Below are 17,588 nucleotides of genomic sequence, written 5' to 3'. Positions count from 1 at the left end.
AGATATCTATGAATATTGAGTATAGAACAAATTATATAATGGATAGAAATAGATTTAAATGGTGTGTTTTACCTGCAGGGAAAGAAAGAAAAAATGTTAAGGAGTTGCTGAAATTAAGTGATTCTCAACTGTTAAGTGAATATAAAGGATTTATCGAATTTTGGGAGTCAGAACGAGCATGGGAATATAATACATATAGTCAGCTATTTCAAGACAAAGATGTGTTAGAAATCGGAAGTGGCCTGGGATATGATGGAATATTTTATTCCAATTATGTAACAACCTGGACGTATAGCGATATTATCCAGGAAAATGTACTTTTTTTAAAAAGATTAATTAAAATATTTAATAAAAAGAACATTAAGATAGAATATGTGGAAGATATAATAAGTCACCAATTTCCAGATAGATATGATGCATTATATGCCCATGGAGTCTTACATCACATTCCTTTTGAGTTGGCTCAACTGGAGGTAAAAAATATAGATAAGTTTTTAAAGTCAAAGGCAAAGGTAGTATGCCTAATGTATCCTAAAGAACGGTGGGAATACTGTGGTTGTCCGGACTTTCAAGATTTTGGGAAGATGACTGATGGAGAAAATACTCCTTGGGCTGAGTGGTACGATGAAGAAAAGATTCAAAGATTATTTGGAAATAATTATACATTACTCTCCTCTAAAAGATGGGGATGGAATAACATTGAATTTATCAACTTTTTATTAGAAAAAAATAATAGTTAAGTAAGTGAATGTATTTTAAAAGGGTCATTTTTTAAACTCATAAAGGAGTTTGGCTTGGGAACTAAGAAAGATATTACAATATATATAGGATTTAGACCTTTTACAGGAGAGTGGGTTGAAAGAAATGAGACAGTTCTAAACGGGTTAAAATGGCAAGAGGTTGATGGAGTAAAAATAAAATTTGTATGTTGGCCTTCTGAACTATCTACTGTAAAGTATGCGATAGAAAATGGTTATGATGGTCTAGTAATACCATGGTGGAGGCATTATCTCTTCCCCGAGCCATTGAGAAGTTTCAAAGTCATGTTTGAGAGCATTTTAGCAGATTGTGATACAGAAATTTTTGTATATATAAATGGAGACATAGTGATTGGCCCAGGCGTCTTAAAGTGGATACAGAATAATATTAGAAAAAGAACCTTGTATAGTTTACCGAGACACAATTGGAATTTTTCAAAAAAGTTAGAAAATGGTGACGAATTTTATCAGGCCTTAAAATTATCTGTACCAGAGGAATGGACAGGAGTAGACCTTTTTGCGTTTAGAACTGAAGATGGGTTTAGAGAACTTTTGCCTTTCCCCCCTTTTATTTTAACTGCTGGATCCATGGATTCTTATTTAGTAGCAAAAACTGGCAGTTTAGGATGGAGACGGGTGTTAATTCCCCCTGAATCATATCATATGTTACACATAGAGCACGAATATAGTCATCCCTTAAAATTAGGGGCAACTAGCGAGAAAGCCATAAAATGGTCATTTAATTGTGGTGTGTATGCTGCAGCAACCCAAAATATAAAAACAGAGCTATTATCAAATACAAGTCTGTCATGTTTTGATGGTGCAAGGGACTTTATTTCTATGTATGGACTCCCAAAGCGTAAGTATCAAAATTTAAACGATTGCTTGTCAAACAAAACAAAAGATAATTCCAAACGTTCAAATAATTTTCATATTCAAGAGAAATATAAATTTATTAATAAAGTAATTAAAGAAAATCTAATTAAAGAGATAAATGTACTTGAAATCTTAATGGATGATAAACAAATCTTTGAAAATAGTAATATCGGTGAAAAAAACTTAAGTATTTTATGTAAGAGTTCAATAAATTCTAGGTATGGCGAAGATCTATTAAGTAAACTAGATGATAGTAAAATTTTTGATTTGTTAGTTATAAATGGTAATATTAATAAATTAGTCAATATATTAACAGATATTAAACAATTAATAGAAAAGGGACATTTTTTAGGGATTAATTTGAATTTAATTCTAAATGATAATGAATTGCTTGATAATAACTTAATGTATATAGACACTTTTTTTAAAGTACTTGGGTTTAAAATTATTCAAGTTATACCAGATTATAAAGATATAATTAAAAATAAAAAAGAATTATCAATATTGTTTTTTAGAGATGTAACAGAAGATAATTACGAAAAAAAATATACTTATAAAGTAACGCTTAATAATATTATTAAACTCATATGTTTGTATGACTTTTTTTCCTTGCAAGAATTTATATGTGAACTCGTTTTATATTATGAAAAAATTTTTGATAATAAAAAATTTTTTTATTGGATCATCGATCATATGACTCCTATATGGATTGAAACTCCATTAAAAGTGAATGAATACTACAGTAATATTAAATATTATGTTGGACTTTTAATCTTTAAAATAAAATTTAACTTCAATAATTATTTTTTTAAAGTAAAAAAATACAAGAGGATTGCCATTTTTGGAGCTGGAGATAGATGCTCTAATAATATAAACTACATTAAATCATTGTTTAGCATTGATACGAATTGTGTAATTGTTGATAATGATAAACAGAAATGGGGGAATTATATTGAGGGTATTCCAATAAGATCACCAGAATTTATTATAGAATTCAAACCAGACTTAGTAATCATTATGTCAATTTATTACCAGGAAATATATCGACAAATAAAATGGTTAACTAACGATAAATTTTTCTTTGACATATTATTTTGTGAATAATCCTAATGTGATAAAAGAATATTATCTCAATCATTTATAATTTTTGTATGGAGATGCAATATGAAAATAGGAGCTATGGTACCTGCAAGGATAGGATCAAAGAGATTAAAAAAGAAAAATATAAAATTGTTAGGAAATAAGCCTTTAATATGTTGGACCTTAGATGTTCTGTTAGAGGCAGATATTTTTTATGATATTACGGTTTCCACTGAGAGTGAAGAGATAATGGAAGTTGTACGTGAATATTATTCATCTAGAGAAGTTAAAATACTAAAAAGACCAAAACAGCTCGCTGGAGACGATTCTCCTTTGAAGGAAGTTTTGGCCCATTATTTAGAAAATAGGAGCTACCTAGATTGGTATGGTCTATTTATGCCAACATTTCCCTTTAGGGAAAAAGAAAAATTAATAGAAGCTTATAATGAGATACTTACAGGATATCCTACGAAGATAGACGGCATTACACAGAGATTATATTGCAATTGGGACTTTTTTTATTATACTGAAGAAGGTGTAAAACGTTTTTTTAAACCCAAAATATTTTACTGCCCTTATAGAGTCCCAGTATATGAAATGCATACTGTGACCCAAAATTATAATCAAGAAATTATCTATGATGTTAGTCTTAGTTTTAAAGAAACAATTGATATAGATACACTTGAAGATTTCTTATTAGCACAAGAGTTAATAAATTCCAATGGAAATAATAGAATATTTAGATTAAAAAGACATAATTTATCCCCTACATGGGATTTATTGGCTCCTGAACATTGTAATCTTGATAAGATAATAGATTATTTACAGCTTAAAACCAAAAAAATTTTAAACGAAGAGATTATTATTCTAAGAGAAGATATATTACCATTAAGCTTTTATTACATATATGGAAGAAATTGGAATTTGTATTTATCTAGTAGGGAAGCTAGTTCAAAGTTGACAAACGAGAAGGTTATGAAAACACAAAATATGAAATATTTTGATAAACATTACAGACATTCTATTTATTTCAGACTTATAAATAAAAATTTAAAAGAGACACAATTACAAAAGGATGAGGTTATTCCTTGGGAAAGAGTTATTTTTGAAAAGGATCTATTGAAATTAATCAATCCTGACTTTAAAGAAATTGTATGTGTGTAAAATAAGATATGATACAGGGATATGGTCACCATCAATATGCTCTATGTCTTTCTGAGTTTGGAGAACCTATTTATTTAGATAGGTGTAATGGCTGGATTTTAAAACAAAAAATCCCAGAGACCAATTTATTTGATGGAAGAGGATGTTACCCTCTATTTACTTGTGAGAAATGGAACAGACTAGAAGAAGATTTATCCAATATCAAAGATTTAATTTGTGTTTATATGGTATTAGATCCTTTTGGTGATTATACTATTGAGCAATTAAATGAGTGGTTTCATGTTGTTATTCCGTTTAAGCATCATTACATATTATATTTAAATAAAGAATATAAGAATAGTATATCAAAGCATCATAAAAGAAACATAAATAAATCATACAAAAATCTGGAAATTGAATTTTGTAGAAAACCACTAATTTATTTAGATAGTTGGATTGAGCTCTATTCTACTTTAATTGTTAGACACAATATAAAGGGAATCGCCCAATTTTCGTATAATTATTTTAAAAAATTATTTCAAGTCCCAGGCCTTTATACATTTAAAGCTCAACATAAAAACAATATTGTAGGCATGTTACTTTGGTTAGTAAACAGAAACATAGCATATTATCACCTGGGAGCCTTTAGCCCAATGGGGTACAAATTATATGCCTCTTTTGGTTTATTTGCTTTTTCAATTGATTTTTTTAAAGCAAGGAGTATACATATTTTAAATTTTGGAGGATGTGCTGGTTTAAAGGACAATCCACATGATGGTCTTGCAAGATTTAAAAGAGGATGGGCAAATGCTACTAAAACTGCATATTTTTGTGGCCGGATAATAAATAAAAGTAGTTATGATTTTTTGTGTAATAAAAATAGGGGAAGATATAGTAACAATTTTTTCCCCACATATAGATCTAACAACAGACATTAATTAGTAATGGTAAAAAACAACAAAACCTTTTATATATTTAATGCAGGGTGTATAAGGAGAGGAATAGATTGTATTGACATAAAAATTTTTTTAAAGAAAAATGGTTGGAGAATGGTCTCTTCTCCTCGTCACGCTTTGCTGAATATAATTTCAACATGTGGTGTAGTTTTTGAGAATGAAAGAACATCTTTAAATGCTATTAAAAAAGTCGTAGCACTAAATCCAGGTTCAAGAATAATAATAACTGGTTGTCTTCCTTATATTAATCAAGATGCAATTGATGGTATAGGACAGTTCGAATTTCTTTCACCCCAAAAATTATCATCTATTGAATCGTTAATAGAGTGTCACTATTCGTTTAGTGATGCAAAAAAAATGAGCCCTCACGAAGACAACTTTCCTATTCTTCATTATCTAATTGCCAGAAGCTTTTGTAGGAGATCTTCTTTTTACAAGTTCTTATTTAAAAAATATTGCATGAACAATAACTTTATAACACTATCTATCAGGGCGAATCAATATATAACGAAAGTTAAATCCTTTTTCAATTTAAAGACTTCGTCTATAACTCCTTATTATAATATAAAAATTTCTGATGGGTGTCTAAGTGCGTGTACGTTCTGCGCTACACGATTTGCAACGGGACGCCTAAAAAGTAGAGATCCGAGTGAGATTATAAGAGATTTTGAGATAGGAATTAAAAGAGGATTTAAAGTAGTTCAGTTGATTGGTGAAGATACTGGTGCTTATGGTATAGATATAGGAAGTAACTTAGCGGATCTTTTGATAGAGATTTTTTCCATAAAAAAAGATTTTAAGCTTTCAATAATTGATTTTAATCCAAAATGGTTAATTTTACATCAAGAAAAGTTACTGCCCATCATATTAAGATATCAAAAAAAAATACAAGATTTGTTCATCCCGATCCAATCTGGATCTAATTTTATATTAAATAGAATGAAGAGAGGCTATTCTTCAGTTGAACTTATTAAAATATTAAGGAAAATTTCAAATAAAGCTCCTGACATAGGTTTGCGTACAAGTGTTATGGTGGGATTTCCAGGTGAGAGTGATGATGATTTTATGAAGACAGTAGATCTTATAAAGAAAATGAAATTTAAGGAAACAACTGTAAATAGATATGAGGACAGGCCCAATACACCATCCTCTGATTTTGACAATAAAATTGCTCAGAACATAATTGAGTATAGGGCGAAATATTTGAAACAAAAATTGGGTTGTTACATTCTTTCTTAATCAAGAGAATATATTTTATGAAAATAAATCAATTCTTAATTCCTATAGATGCAAAAAATGAGTGGAACTTTTTTGTAAAACAAGTTCCTCATTCAATATATCATACATGGGAATATTGTAATGCAATTCATTCTTTATACAATAAATCTATAAAGCTATATGTAGCGAACACCCAAAAATCATTCATGATATGTCCTATTAGTATTAGAGAAAAAGAAGAAGATTATCCAGAACTGTATTCACCTTACGGTTTTGGTGGTATTTTGTTTAAAGGAAATCTCAATGAAGGAATATATTTTCAAAGGGCGTGGGATTCTTTTTGGAAAGCAAAAGAATTTGTAACTGGATACATTATGCAGCATCCACTTTTCCCTCTTTCAACAGAAATGTGGGAAGATTTATCTATATGCCATAATACATATTTAATAGATTTGTCTTTACCATTGGATTTTATATGGCGAAATATATCAAAGGGGCATAAATATGAAATTAAAAAATCATTACAGGAAAGAATAGAAGTAAAAATTACAAAAAAAATGAGTCAATATTTTTTAGATGATTTAAAAAAGTTATACCTTAATTCCATGAAAAGGGTAAATGCCTCTCCTCTATATCTTCTTTTGGGGAATATCATATCAGAACTAATTGAAATTCCAAATGCTATTTTGCTATGTATTATTAAAAATAAAAAAATTGAGGCTGCTGCTTTATATCTCTACACTTCATGGGTGGGCGAATACTTCTTTTTTGCGTCAACAAAAGAAGGACGAATGTATAGCAAGCTATTAATTTGGGAAGCCATAAAATTTTTAAAAGCTCAAAAGGTTTCCTGGTTAAATTTAGGCGGAGGAATAAGGCCAGGAGATTCTTTAGAGAAGTTTAAAAAACGGTTTGGAGGTCATATTTTTAACTGTCAGGTATTAAAACAAATATTTAATAAAAAAAAGTATGATTATCTACTTTCTAAATACTGCTCAAAGGAAACTAATTTTTTTCCTCCATATTGGAATACTTCAATAAAAAATAGAGCATAAAATGGACAAAGATCAATACTATCGTATAATAGAGCATTATGAAAAATGTTTATTTAAATTTGGTCCCAATTATAGGGGGATGGATTGGCCAAACCAAAAGGATTTAAATGTTCGTTTTCAGGTGATGTGGGAGTTAATAAAAACTTGCAATGACAAAAAGGTAACAATTTTAGACATTGGATGTGGAGTAGGATTGTTTTTAGATTTTTTAAAACAAAAAAATATAGTAAAGACTATTGAGTATATAGGATTAGATATATCACGTCACATGATAGAGCATGCAAGAAAAAGACATCCTGGTTTTCTTTTCATTCAAAAAGATATCTTAAAGGACAATACAGAATTAAAGGCTAATTATGTAATTATGAATGGACTATTAACAGAAAAAATAGACCTATCTTTTGATGAAATGAGAAAATATGCTAAAAGACTAATAAAAAAGGCTTTTTCTATAGCAAGAGATGGAATTGCATTTAATGTAATGAGTCCGTTTGTAGATTGGTTCAGGAATGATCTTTTTTATTGGTCCTTAGATGATATTTGTTCTTTTATTGTAAAAGAATGTACCAGAAATTTTATTATTAGACATGATTATGGCCTTTATGAATATACATTATATTTATATAAATGATGGACATTGTAGTTTCAAAAGCACTTCCTCAAGATAAAGATGAAATTTTTTCAATTATTAGAACAACTGCAATTGAAGAACTTGGATTTCCCATGGCAGCACTAGATTACTACCAATTCCTATTAAATGATTTCCCAAGCCAGTATATTTTTCGTAAAGTCAACTTTAAGGAAAATATTGTAGGAATAGGAATTGGGACCCCTCCCCAAGGGGGAGTGGGGACTATTCTATGGCTTATTGTAAGACCTGAATATAGAAATTTAAAGATAGGCACACAACTGTTTAATGTGCTTTGCAATGAATATAAAGCATTGGGATGTCATAAGGTTAAACTTACTGCTACGAACCAAACAGCAGTTGATTTCTATAAATCAAAAGGAATGATTGTAGAAGGTTTTCACCCTTCTCATTGGTGGAAGATGAATTTCTGGTCACTGGCAAAATTTTTATAACAATAACATAAGGGGGAATCCTGTATGGCATGGGAAAAAATTGGTTTAATATTTAATATTAAGAAATATGATATTTCGTGGCTAAAAAGCCATGCTATGTTACCGACACCACTCTTATTAGATGATAGGATAAGGGTATATTATACTGGACGAGATGAAAATGGTCATAGTAGAATAAGCTTTGTGGATTTGGATAGAGAGGACCCCACAAAGATTATCTATGTACATCCTGATCCTATTTTAGAAGTAGGAAAATTGGGTGCATTTGATGATAGTGGTATGTTATGTACCTGTACTATTAAATATAACGATAAAATTTTTCTATATTATAATGGATATAATATAAGGGTTACTGTGCCATATACAAATGCAATTGGAGTTTTGGTCAGCGAGGATGGTGTTAATTTTAAAAGAATATTTAAAGGACCTATTTTAGATAGATGGATTTGGGATCCTTTTTTTGTGATTTCTGCGTGGGTAATGATTGAAAACAACAAGTGGCGTATGTGGTATGCATCGGGTACTAAATGGATAGCCTTGAATGATAGACCTGAATCTCTTTATAAGATTAAGTATTGTCATTCTTCAGATGGAATTCATTGGAAAAGAGAAAACATAACATGTATAGAACCAAAGACTTCTTTGGAAGCCAATGTAAGACCTTCTGTTATAAAGGAAAATAATAAATACAAGATGTGGTTTTGTTATAGAGGAAGTTATGATTTTAGGGATGGTAAAGATAGTTATCGTATCGGTTATGCAGAATCTTTAGATGGTATCCATTGGACAAGAAAGGACGAAATGGCTGGTTTAGAGTATTACGACCAGGAATGGGATAAAAAAATGCAAGCCTATCCAGCAGTAATAAAAGTAGATAACAAAAAATTTCTGTTTTATAATGGAAATAGTTTTGGAAGAGAAGGTTTTGGATGTGCAGTATGGGAAGAATAGCTAAGAAAAATTTGGCAGACTTGGCCATATTTGGAGGCAATCCTCTATTTAGTCATCCTCTTCATGTTGGAAGGCCAAATATTGGAAATAAAAATTATTTTTATGGTATGGTTGAAGATATTCTTAATAGGAGATGGCTCACAAATGGAGGGAAATATGTAAGACTTTTTGAAGAAAAGATTAGTGAGTTTTTAGGAGTAAAGCACTGTATAACTACTTGCAATGGTACTATGGCATTACAATTGGCTACCAGAGCCTTAGGATTAACTGGAGAAGTTATAGTACCTTCTTTCACTTTCATCGCAACTCCTAATTCTTTGCTGTGGCAAGGAATTAAGCCAATATTTTGTGATATAGATAATTCTTATAATATTGATCCCTTGAAGTTAGAATCTCTTATTAGTGAAAAAACTTCAGGTATATTGGGTGTTCACCTATGGGGAAGACCATGTAACATAGAACTATTGACAGAACTAGCACACAAATACGGTATAAAATTATTATTTGACTCTTCTCATGCATTTGGATGTTCATATCAAGGTAAAATGCTTGGTTCTTTTGGTGAAATAGAAATATTTAGTTTCCATGCTACAAAATTTATTAATGCGCTGGAGGGAGGGGCAGTTGTAACAAATGACGATAATTTGGCCAATAAAGTTAGACTGATGAAAAATTTTGGTTTTACAAATTATGATACCACTCAACTCTTAGGAATAAATGGAAAAATGAACGAAATTTCTGCTGCAATGGGAATAGCCAATTTAGCTTTAATTGATAAATTTATAAGTATTAATAAAAGAAATTATAATAACTACGTAAGGAATTTAAAAGATATTTCTGGTATTTCAATTATAAAATACAATACCAATGAAAAATGTAATTATCAGTATGTTGTTATAGAAATAGATGAAGAGGATGTAGGTATCTCAAGGGATAATATATTAAAAATCCTTCATGCTGAGGGAATGTTAGCGCGAAAATATTTTTATCCTGGCTGTCATTTGATGGAACCATATAAAACCCTCTATCCCAGTGCTAGAGCGCATTTAAAAAATACGGAAAAACTGGCTGAAAAGGTTCTGTGCTTACCTACAGGTACAGCAATAGGTGACAAAGAAATTGTTTTGATATGCGATTTTATTCATTTTTTAATAAAAAAAAGTAGACATATATCCAAGAAGTTAAAACAAATTTAACATAGAAGGGCCTTTTATGAATACAAACTTAGTAGATGTAGTTATTGGATCTTATAACCACGAGGGATTTATCTCCAAGGCGATAGAGAGCGTTTTAGAACAAAAAACGAATTTTTCTTATAGAGTAATTATTGGAGATGATGGCTCTACTGATGGGACTCAAAGTATTATAAGAAGTTACGCACAAAAATATCCCAAAATAATTGACACAATATTGTATAAAAAAAATAAAGGCCTTATTGGTGAAGGATGCATGAGGAAAAAGTTATATGAAAGTTGCAATGCCAGGTATGTAGTTATACTTGAAGGAGATGATTATTGGACAGATCCATATAAATTGCAGAAACAGGTAGATTTTATGGAATCTAATAAAAAATGTTCTATATGTTATCATCCCGTTAGGATAGAATATATAGGTGATGTTCCAAAATTGTGGGATTCTATTTATGGCATTAATGAAAAATCTTTATATAATCTTGAAACCTTTTTAAAAGAGCCTTTAAAGTTATCAGGTAGATTTCCAGAAGTACCTCTCCAGGGAATGATGATTAGATGGGAAGTAATTCCCTCTTTACCTGATTGGTTTTGGCATGTATTGAGAGGGGATTTTGCCCTTATTTTAATATTTGGGAGCCTTGGTAATATAGAGTGCATGAGTAAAGAATGTATGGCTGTACATAGAAAGCACTATGGAGGCGTCAGTACTTTATTTTTTAAAGATCCTGATTATATGGAATTTGATATTTTAAAAATTTTTTTGTATGCTGATAATTATTTGGACTACAAATATCATGATATATTTAAGCATCATATTTTAAGATCCATTGAATATTTTTTAATGAAAGACCAATGCTATAAGGTCATTGCTAAATTAAATTCCATATTTAAAGAATATAAAAAATCGATTAAATTTCAGGATTATTTAATTTTGTTAAATGCGTTCACAGATGAATATCTTTCAAAAAAAAATAATTACTCTAAAAAAGAATTAGAGTGTATTAAACTCACTTTTATTGAAGATTTGTTATTAAAACTTATTTATTTTTATAGAGAAAACAAATTAAAAGAAAAGTGCATTCAACTGTTTAAAATTATTACAAATGATAATTTAGCGTCTTTATTGCTAAATAATTGTAACCTACTTAAACAACAATTAAATCTTATAGAGACGGAGATAACAACTAATTTCAATAAGAATTTACTGGAAAAAACAAAAGAGGAGGAAGGCAATCTAATAATGAAATCAATAAAAAAATATTTTTATGCTGAAGGAATGGACTTAATAAGCTTTTATAAATACAATAATTATTCAAAAATAGGATTTTATGGTGCAGGGGGATCTTTTAACAATCATTATGAATTTATAAAAAAATTTTTATCAGATCGTGAGATTTTTTTATTTGATTCAGATCCAAATAAGCATGGAGTTATAATTAACGGCTTAACAATAATGTCTCCACACAAAATTATTGAACTAAAACCTGAAGTAATAGTTATTACTTCAGTTTTTTATGAAGAAATCTTTAAATTTTTATTAAAATTTAAAGAAGTTCATAAATTAAAATTTGATATAGGAATATTTGACAACAAATTTTATCTTGTAAATTTATAATATATTTACTTGGATATAATGTATAGGCACATAAAAATTAGAACCTGGATTTTATATAAGGGAAACTAAATGTTTATAAAATATGGAGAAAAATTTAATCCAGATAAAAAATCTGTAATAATTTTTAATCATATTCTAAAATGTGGAGGAAATACTTTTAATAGAATTTTAGTGGATCACTTTGGTTCAACTAATGATAACGATACATTTTTTTTCAATGTTAATAATGAACTCTGTGCCATAGTCTTGTATAAATTAAGACATTTTCTTAAAAAAAAGAAATTAATAATATTAAAAGGACATTGTAGCTGGAGATCAGAGGAAATTTTGGAAGATTATGAGGATAGAAATATTTATTGTATAACCATACTCAGGGATCCATGGGATCGTTTAATTTCTCATTATTATTTCGCATCCTATAGGAACTATATTAAAAGTGATTTTGAATCTTTTTTATATAGTATGGGTCCGAATTTCTATACTAATTGGTTGGGAAACGGAAACTTAGGACTGGCCAAAAAAACTTTAGCAAATTCACATTATCTTTTTGGGTTAGTTGAAAGATATGACGATTTCTTAAAGATTTTTGCTTATTATTTTGGCAAGAAAAAAATTATTTATCAAGCCAAAAATGTGTTAAGGTCTTTTATAGATACTGATAAAAATAAGGATCTTGTTAAATACAAAGACCTTTTTTTGAAAAAAAATGACAAGGATATTGAATTATATCAGTGGGCCAGAGATTTATTTGACGAAAGAATAAATAAATTAAATAAAAAACTTCAAATGATGGAAATTAAGAAGTCAAATATAGAAAAAACTACTAAAGGGCTTGGTGGTTTTTTTAAATATACTGTACATGATATTGCTGAAAAGGAAGAGCTTCTAAAAAAAGATATTCAAACCAATCCGTTAATACTTAATAAGTTAATATACTACTTTTACAGGGAATACGGACTATGGGAGAAATATGTTGGAGCCATAGATAGTTTAATTGAATTTTTTAATAAGTATTTAAAGGAATTAAAATTAAGCGAAGACTCATTTGTAATAAAACAAATTAATTCTTTTATATCTGAAAAAGAAAAGATCTTATCCCATAAGAGATTAGACTTAAGAGAAATCTACAGGCATAAAATAAACTTTGACGATTTTTTATCGAATTTACTGGAAACTGTTCTAAAAGATTATCAAATTAAATTTAAAAATGAAATGCATTATAAAAGTTTTTACTGTTTTTGTAAAAATAATAAATACAAAAAAGTAGGTTTTTATGGTATCTCCTCGGCTTTTATGTTACATTTTGAGTCAATAAAGAAGTACTTAACTAACTGTAGAATTTTTTTATTTGATTCTGATAAGAAAAAACACGGAAAAAAAATTGACGAACTCACTATATATTCTCCTGAGAGAATTATAGATATTCAGCCAGAACTTATAATTATTACCTCAGCTTTTTATGAAGAGATATTTAACTATTTAGTGGAGTTAAAAACTGTAAATAAATTAGACTTTAGAATTGCCCGCTTGGAGAACCATTTTTTTCAATACGTAGATTTTTTGTCGAAAACAGAACCAATTAGATGCAATGTATATAAGACCCTACTATAATTTTACAGGGGCTAACTATTTTGTTTAATAGCGTTAGAAATCAAATAGTTTCTTGACATTGTGATATCCTTCTAACTACATGCAAGGCATGTCTCATTTGCATAAGAATATAAAGAAGGGAAGGACATATTATTATATTAGAAAAATTCCAAAGAGAGCAGTTTTTTAGACAAAGCAAAACAAAAGAATTTGGGAACATACGTCCTATCTACCAATGGACAGATAGCAAGATAAGGTGTCACATACTATGTTGTATAGTGACATTGACCTACCTAAATCCAAGCTGAAATGCTCTTTGCCTATGGGTATAAAATAATAGGAAAGGAAAACAAATGTTAGTTAAATATGGAAAAAAATTTAATCCAGACCCCAAATGTTTAATAGTTTTTAACCATATTGATAAATGCGGGGGAAATACTTTTTGTAGAATTTTGGAAGAATACTTTTGTTCAAAAGGTAATAACGAAACATTTTTTTTCACTATTAACTATATATTCAATGCAATAGTCCTGTATAATTTAAGATATTTTCTAAAAAAAAAGAAATTAATAGTACTAACAGGACATTGTAGTTGGAGATCAGAGGAAATTTTGGAAGATCATGAAGATAGAGATATTTATTATATAACGTTACTTAGGGACCCCTGGGACCGTTTAATTTCTGAATATAGATTCTATTCTTATAGGGGGTATATAAAATGTAATTTTGAATCTTATTTATATAGCAGTAGAGGTACAAATTTTTATACTAATTGGTTGGGAAACGGAAACTTAGAACTGGCCAAAAAAACTTTAGCAAATTCACATTACCTTTTTGGTTTAGTTGAGAGATATGACGATTTCTTAAAAATTTTTGCTTATTATTTTGGCAAAAAAAAGATTATTTATTCAGCTCAAAATGTATTAAGGCCTTTTCTAAATACTGATAAAAATAAGGATTATGCCAAATACAAAGAACTTTTTTTAAAAAAAAATGACAAGGATATTGAATTATATCAGTGGGCCAAAGAGTTATTTGAAGACAGGATGAATAACTTAAATAAAGAACTGCAACTAATAGAAGTTAAGAAATCAAATATCGAAAAGACTTCTAGAGAACTTGGAGGTTTTTTTAAATATCCTACAAGTAAACTTTCTGAAAAGGAAAAACTTCTAATAAAACATATTCAAAACAAACCGCTAATACTTTTTAATTTAATATATAGCTTTTATAGGGAATATGGACTATGGGAAAAATATGTTGGAGCAATAGATAGTTTAATTGAATTCTTTAAAAAATCTTTAAAGAGAGCAAAATTAAGCGACGATTCATTTGTAATGAAACAAATCAATTCTTTTCTATCTGAAAAAGAAAAGATCTTATCCCATAAGAGATTAGACTTAAGAGAAATCTACAGACATAAACTAACCTTTGATGCTTTTTTATCGAATTTACTAGAGAATGTGCTAAAAGATTACCAAATTAAATTTCAGAATGGACTGCAATATAGGGATTTTTACTATTTTTGTAAAAACAATACATACAAAAAAATAGGTTTTTATGGGATCTCGTCGACTTTTATGCTACATTTTGAATCCATAAAGAAATACTTAACTAACTGTAAACTTTTTTTGTTTGATTCGGATAAGAAAAAACATGGGAAAAAAATTGACGAATTCATTATATATTCTCCTGAGAGGATTATAGACATTAAGCCAGAACTTATAATTATTACCTCAGCTTTTTATGAAGAGATATTTAATTATTTAGTGGAGTTAAAAACTGTAAATAAGTTAGACTTTAGAATTGCCCGCTTGGAGAACCATTTTTTTCAATACGTAGATTTTCCCTTGAACCCATAACCAAAATCATACTAGAATTATATTTCATTTAAATTTAGACAAATAACTTAGGAATCTATTAAAAATTTTTGTCATCTAAATTCAGTCCCTTCTGATTTTTTTTGCTATTTTTATCTCTACTCTTCCAAAGTTTTCTAAAATCATATGATTGATAACAGGCTCTTCATCTTTCCTTACCTATTGGGAATCAAAAGAAAAAGTTATCGACTGAAACATAAATTGATTGATTCGAAAACATGATTGTTTTATCCTTTCCAAAAAGGGGGCAATTCTAACCAGAAAAAGGGATCAAAATTTAACCGGAATTAACAGTTAATATTAAATATTTTATAATAGCTTAAAATTTACTCACATTTAAGTTATATTGGTATAAATTTTTAATTTGGAGTGCTCAGATGTTAATTAATTATGGTAAAGAATTTAATCCACGGAGAAAATGTCTGGTTATTTTTAATCACTTATCTAAATGTGGTGGTACTACTTTTAAAAACATTTTAAAGACTCATTTTAGTTCTAAATGTGATGATGCTATATTTTTAGATGTTAATAATTTATTTAGTGTTATAATTTTGCATCGACTAAGGAAATTTTTATTAAATAAAAAAATAATTCTTCTATCGGGCCATTGTACTTGGAAGGTGGAAAAGGTCCTACTGGATTATAAAGAGAGGGATATATATTATCTGACAATATTGAGGGAACCATGGAATCGTATGATTTCTGAAGTTAATTTTATGTGTTATAAGGGTTTTAGGGAAGTGGCAGACTTTGAGTCTTTTTTAAGAGCACGTAAACAATACTATACCAAGTGGTTGGGGGATGATAATTTGGATTTAGCTAAACAAAATTTGCAAAAATCATATTATCTTTTTGGTTTGGTTGAAAAATATGAGGATTTTTTGAGATTGTTTGGTTATTATTTTGGTAATAATAATATTATTTATAGTAAGAGAAATGTCTTGAAAGATTTTTCCCAAAATACTGAAGAAAAATTTTTTTCTAAATATAAAGATATGTTTTATAAAATTAATAGTCAGGACATAGAATTATATCATTGGGCAAAAGCTTTATTTGATAATAGACTAAAAAGAATAAGCCACAAGATACAAATGATTAATATAGACTGTATTGGTCTAGATAAGGCTCCTAAAGGTAGCGGTGGGTTTCTCCAATACAAAAGAAAACACATTTTAGAAAAAGAAGAGTTGCTAAAGGAGCAAATACAAAAAGACCCATGTTCAATGAATACTTTAATATATAGATTCTATGATGAGTATGAATTATGGGAGAAGTACGTAGGGGCTGCAGAAAGTTTAATTGATCTTTTTAAGAAAGAGTTAAAAGATATCCAATTTGCTAATGATGCAATTGTCATTAAACAACTAACGAACCTGTTATCAGGGAAGGAAAAAATTTTATCACAAAAAAAGATAGATGTTAAGGAAGTAGAGAGACAAATAATATTTTTCAACGAGTTTTGGTCTAACCTTTTAAAACAAGTTGTACATAGATACAAATTAACACTTCGAAATAAATTTCCTTTTAAGGACTTTTACCTTTTTTGCAAAAATACTGTTTACCAAAAAATAGGGTTTTATGGTATTTCTAGTTGTTTTATGTTGCATTATGATGCTATTAACAGGTATCTAAACAACTGTGAAATTTTCCTGTTTGACTCAGATAAAAATAAGCATGGTAAAAAAATAGACACTCTAATTATAAATCCACCTGAAAAAATTGTAGATATTAAACCAGAAATAATAATTATTACATCGGCCTTTTATTACGAAATATTTAGTTACCTAACAGAATTAAAAAAGATAAACAAATTAAGTTTTAGAATAGCACGGCTTGAAAACCACTTTTATCAATATTTATAAGAGATTTAATCAAATTGGTAGGTTATGGGGGATTAACATTTAAAAGTACAGAATTTTGTGGTCCTAACTTTTATATTTTCTAGTTAGTTATTGACTTTATTTTGGTCTATTGGTGATATTTTATTGAAGTCAAACATAGAGCCGGGTATGTTTTTGAAAATATCTAACGGAAGTTCACCCCTACAAATTAGTATAACATATTGAATATTAATCAGGACTTTCACCTTTTTGAATATTTTTTTATAATTTTATCAATAAAATTAGTAAGTTAGATGCAATATATATGTAAGACCCTACTATATCTTTAAAGTAAATATTGGTTTTTATT

General features: G+C 28.7%; 14 protein-coding genes. All 14 read left to right on the top strand.

What is annotated here, in order from left to right; translation table 11 throughout:
- Positions 1-8 precede the first annotated feature (8 nt).
- The 14 genes from ACYQ0O_RS11165 to ACYQ0O_RS11100 all read left to right on the top strand — a co-directional run bounded on the left by ACYQ0O_RS11165 (position 9) and on the right by ACYQ0O_RS11100 (position 17,260).
- On the top strand, positions 9-740 hold the full coding sequence (locus ACYQ0O_RS11165) for a class I SAM-dependent methyltransferase (protein ID WP_459893075.1): 732 nt from the start codon (positions 9-11) through the stop codon (positions 738-740).
- A gap of 54 nt (positions 741-794) precedes the next feature.
- Complete coding sequence (locus ACYQ0O_RS11160) at positions 795-2,738, top strand: nucleoside-diphosphate sugar epimerase/dehydratase (protein ID WP_459893073.1); 1,944 nt, start codon at positions 795-797, stop codon at positions 2,736-2,738.
- A gap of 60 nt (positions 2,739-2,798) precedes the next feature.
- Positions 2,799-3,878: an acylneuraminate cytidylyltransferase family protein gene (locus ACYQ0O_RS11155; protein WP_459893071.1), complete on the top strand. Its 1,080-nt coding sequence runs from the start codon at positions 2,799-2,801 to the stop codon at positions 3,876-3,878.
- A gap of 8 nt (positions 3,879-3,886) precedes the next feature.
- Positions 3,887-4,795, top strand: coding sequence for a hypothetical protein (locus ACYQ0O_RS11150; protein ID WP_459893069.1), 909 nt, complete (start codon positions 3,887-3,889; stop codon positions 4,793-4,795).
- Between the two features lie 6 nt (positions 4,796-4,801).
- The gene (locus ACYQ0O_RS11145; protein ID WP_459893067.1) at positions 4,802-6,052 is read left to right on the top strand and encodes a radical SAM protein; all 1,251 of its coding nucleotides are present in this window, start codon (positions 4,802-4,804) and stop codon (positions 6,050-6,052) included.
- A 17-nt stretch (positions 6,053-6,069) separates the two neighbouring features.
- Positions 6,070-7,086 carry a hypothetical protein gene (locus ACYQ0O_RS11140; RefSeq protein WP_459893065.1) on the top strand — a complete coding sequence of 339 codons (1,017 nt, stop codon included), beginning with the start codon at positions 6,070-6,072 and terminating at the stop codon, positions 7,084-7,086.
- A gap of 1 nt (position 7,087) precedes the next feature.
- Positions 7,088-7,717: a class I SAM-dependent methyltransferase gene (locus ACYQ0O_RS11135; RefSeq protein WP_459893063.1), complete on the top strand. Its 630-nt coding sequence runs from the start codon at positions 7,088-7,090 to the stop codon at positions 7,715-7,717.
- A complete protein-coding gene (locus ACYQ0O_RS11130; RefSeq protein ID WP_459893061.1) occupies positions 7,714-8,169 on the top strand; it encodes a GNAT family N-acetyltransferase in 456 nt (151 codons plus the stop codon). The genes ACYQ0O_RS11135 and ACYQ0O_RS11130 overlap by 4 nt, the downstream gene beginning before the upstream one ends.
- A gap of 24 nt (positions 8,170-8,193) precedes the next feature.
- Entirely contained in the window at positions 8,194-9,120 is a 927-nt protein-coding gene (locus ACYQ0O_RS11125) for a hypothetical protein (protein WP_459893059.1), read from the top strand.
- Positions 9,108-10,316: a DegT/DnrJ/EryC1/StrS family aminotransferase gene (locus ACYQ0O_RS11120; RefSeq protein WP_459893056.1), complete on the top strand. Its 1,209-nt coding sequence runs from the start codon at positions 9,108-9,110 to the stop codon at positions 10,314-10,316. Before ACYQ0O_RS11125 ends, ACYQ0O_RS11120 begins: the two co-directional genes overlap by 13 nt.
- A gap of 16 nt (positions 10,317-10,332) precedes the next feature.
- Positions 10,333-11,928, top strand: a complete 1,596-nt coding sequence (locus tag ACYQ0O_RS11115; RefSeq protein WP_459893054.1) for a glycosyltransferase family 2 protein — start codon at positions 10,333-10,335, stop codon at positions 11,926-11,928.
- A 69-nt stretch (positions 11,929-11,997) separates the two neighbouring features.
- On the top strand, positions 11,998-13,539 hold the full coding sequence (locus tag ACYQ0O_RS11110; protein WP_459893052.1) for a sulfotransferase family 2 domain-containing protein: 1,542 nt from the start codon (positions 11,998-12,000) through the stop codon (positions 13,537-13,539).
- A gap of 332 nt (positions 13,540-13,871) precedes the next feature.
- Positions 13,872-15,380, top strand: a complete 1,509-nt coding sequence (locus ACYQ0O_RS11105) for a sulfotransferase family 2 domain-containing protein (RefSeq protein WP_459893050.1) — start codon at positions 13,872-13,874, stop codon at positions 15,378-15,380.
- 758 nt (positions 15,381-16,138) lie between these two features.
- Positions 16,139-17,260, top strand: a complete 1,122-nt coding sequence (locus tag ACYQ0O_RS11100) for a hypothetical protein (protein ID WP_459893048.1) — start codon at positions 16,139-16,141, stop codon at positions 17,258-17,260.
- Positions 17,261-17,588: the final 328 nt, after the last annotated feature.

It is taken from the genome of Desulfothermus okinawensis JCM 13304 (assembly GCF_054654515.1).
This window is presented reverse-complemented; position numbering and strand designations above follow the sequence as displayed.